The sequence below is a fragment of the Flavobacterium sp. genome, assembly GCF_049590715.1.
In the GTDB taxonomy this organism is placed as follows: domain Bacteria; phylum Bacteroidota; class Bacteroidia; order Flavobacteriales; family Flavobacteriaceae; genus Flavobacterium.
Window position 1 is genome coordinate 1 of the sequence record NZ_JBAWDL010000226.1, and the last position, 3463, is coordinate 3463.

The 3463-nt window shown below is 36.6% G+C and carries 1 protein-coding gene and 1 pseudogene; both read left to right on the plus strand.

Translation table 11 applies throughout. From position 1 onward, the window contains the following. A pseudogene (locus WBQ70_RS10385) lies at positions 1-1247 on the plus strand (hypothetical protein); the annotation flags it as partial. A gap of 376 nt (positions 1248-1623) precedes the next feature. Continuing rightward, positions 1624-3463, plus strand: a 1840-nt coding sequence (locus tag WBQ70_RS10390; RefSeq protein WP_423913774.1) for a PQQ-binding-like beta-propeller repeat protein, incomplete at its 3' end; no start/stop codon positions are given.

Here is a 3463-nt window from a genome sequence, read left to right on the forward strand (position 1 = left end):
ATTTACACGATTGGATTAATCGGGACACATATGATCGCAAGTCCTCAAATTTTGCTAAGTTTAATGCAGACGGTACTGTACTACACAATCAATTGGCCAAAATTTCGCTGATGTCTTATGATAAAGGCGATACTTGGGTAGATATTGATGATGTCAAAACTGCATCAAACGATGAAAGTTATATTGGAGCAGGAAACAGCAATCTTCCTGGTCATGGTTTTTACCAAGATCTGCGTTTTCCAGGGCAAGTATTTTGTTCGGCTGGAGAAAACACACTTTGGGTAACCAATGATGATAAAAGTGAGGAAAGGCCTAATCGTCAAGCAACAACTTTTCATGATTTATTAGGTATAGAAGCTTCTTTGAGTTGTTACGCCATTCACCCTAAAGATTCTTTAATTCATTATGCTTTGTTTTTTAGACAAGAAAAAAGAGGGAAATTAATGAAATCAATTGATGGAGGTAAAACATGGAAAGAACAAGGCACACCAATTCCTGCTTGGGAAGTAAAAGCACATAGCGGTGATCAATCCGTACATCAATTGAGTTTGATTATTGATCCTGTACAACCAGATAACATGTATTTTTGTGTACCAAAATCAGCCCAAAGTATGGAGTTCGTAGGCAATAGCGAAACTGGTTTTGGAGTGCATAAGTCGACAGATGGTGGTGCCACTTGGACCGAAATCAATAACGGATTAGCACCATCACGTGATGTTTCCATGCTTAAATTTGATCCTAGCAATCCTGCTGTTTTATACGCAACGGTTCAAGGGAATAAAGGAGGTTTATATAAATCAACAAACCGTGGGGAACAATGGGAAGAAGTAGAAAATACGATTGATATAAAAGGGAAATTTGGAATAAACGATATTCATTTTGCCCTAGATGGCAAAGTTTACATCACTTCGGGTTACAAAAACGCAGGAGTTGAGGATGGCGGACTTTGGGTAAGTGATTCAAAAATGAAATCTTGGAAAAAAGTATTTGATTATCCATGGGTCAATCGGGTTGAGGTAGCGAAATATGATCCTAAAGTGATCCTAGTTTCCACGCTGGCAAATATCAATGTTGAAGGTCGCAATGCAGGGGTTTATTTGTCTAAAGATGGTGGTGCAACCTGGATGAAAATAAACAAAGGAAACGGTCAATCAGACCGTGTGAATGATATTGCAATCGATTATTTTACACCAGGAAAATATTATGCTTCTACTCATGGAAGCGGATTTTATGTGGCTAAAGAATAGTCGAAAATTAAAATTAGTATGCAAAAAAAATAAGTGGAGCTTCTTACTAAGTTTATTTGTCAAGGAGCAGAATGTATAGTTCATTTAGGAAAATATCGTCCTGCTATCCGCTCTATCTTGTGGCGGCATAAATGCCCGCCGCCACAAGGATGCCGCTTCTATCAGGGCTATAAAGTTCGTTTTTTGCATTTATTCAAGCAACCAAAAAAAGGAGTAGTTAGCTATTTCAAAAAACTAAGCCATGACACCGTATCATGGCTTTTTTTCGTATTATCTGTATTAAATTATCAACAGATACATAATAAAAACGGATACATACAAAAAGAGTTTGATTTTCAAATACTTTTGAAGTACTGTTTTTTAATAATTTAAACAAATGAAAATCAAACCTACTTTTTTCACATTGCTATTTTTCGGTATCATGGTTGCTGGTACTATTCAGGCTAGGACAAATGAAACGCCGCCATCCAAAGGTGTTTTCAGTATTGAAACCGGTTATACGATTACCAAGGTGCGCACCGCTATGGACAAAAAACAATCCTATATTGTGGCGAGTAGTTACGAAGGAACTATTTTAGCGCTGGATTATGACGGAAAAACACTTTGGAAAAACACTTTGTCGGGATTTATGACCAATGATATTTGGTGTGAAGATATTAACAATGATGGCGATGACGAAATATTGGTAGCCAATGGCGATGGAAATTTATATTGCTTGAACAACAAAGGAACTCTTTTATGGACCTTCAAAACGGGACATAAAAATGCGCCTCCTATGTATGCCGTTTGTGTCATCAATGACGGAAAAACACCTTATGTAGTTTGTGGTGGTTTTGATAAAAGCTTCTATTATGTTTCTGCCAATGGAGCTTTAGTTAAAGAAATCAAATCCAGCACCTATTCAACTCTTAAAGCTTGGGGTGTAGACGCACCGACAAATTATACGCATACCATCAATTTTTTAAGAAAATTAAAAGCGAAAGACGGTTCCGAAACCTTAGTGGTGAACGCTAGTAACAATCACATGCAAAGTCGAGGAGCTTTCTATTTCTTCAAACCACTGCAAGAAAAACCTTTTAATACTAGAGATTTCGATAAAAAAGACATCTCAGAAGTAGTAGGTGATTTGAAAATAGTGGATAAAAATAACGATGGTAATCAAGAGATCTTATTAGGAACTTCGGCACATACGAGTAATTCTGGAGTGACACTTTATAATCCAGAAACGGGTAAAACTACTCTTTTTAGTACCACTAAAAAACCGATTAATCTGGGTTTTGGATACCGTGTAGCACAACCTGAAATCATCAATAACGGACCGGATTTTAAATATTTTATTTTGATTGGAAGTGATATTCTAATAGCACCCCAAGACTTTGATCAGAAAAAAACCGAAATCATCAAAGGGAAATATTCCTATAATGATATGTGGAAAGATCCAAAAACCAATATGATTATTTTGGCTAGTAGTCAAAGTGGTGGTAGTTGTGTGCATATCATCAATACCGATAATCCAAAATGGAAAAAAGAGTATGAAAACTTAGTTCCTCCTGGGAAAATCACAACCATTTTGGAGAATTCAAAGAAAGTTCGAGACGATTTAAAAAAGTATACCAAAGCAGCTTGGGAGCGCGATCCACTGCCAGTTTATTTTATGACCGAAAATTTTAATTCTCCGCTATCAAAATCGGTGGCCGAGAATATTGAAAAGCATTATAAAAGTCCACTTTTTCTAAATAGCCCCAATTCGGATAAAGAAAATTGGGATCGTTCTACTTTATTAAATAAAAAATACAGAGAGAAAAGAGACAAACGAATGAAATACATCTTGACGCAAGATGAGGTGGTTAAAAATATTGCTTCGTCATTTGATAATGCACCCGGAATTGCCTATTGGGCGGGTCATGGGAACGATCCGTACATGTACAGCATTGGTACCGATAAGAAAATTATTGATGCTGCCAAAGGAAAAAAAACAGTCATGATTTATCCAGAAATGGGGGACTACTCGAAGGATTTTGAATACGTAATGAATGATTTAATTTACCCTTTAGCTGAATATTCGAAAGGGAAAAACGCCAATTTGTTTATTCGTTCCAAAAATATTTTTTGGCAAGGCGATGTGTATCACGGTATGTGGTCACGTTTACTTTCGGGCGAATTTGCTAGTGTTTTTGTTCCTTCTATGGAAGAAACCACGGATAAAACAATGGATT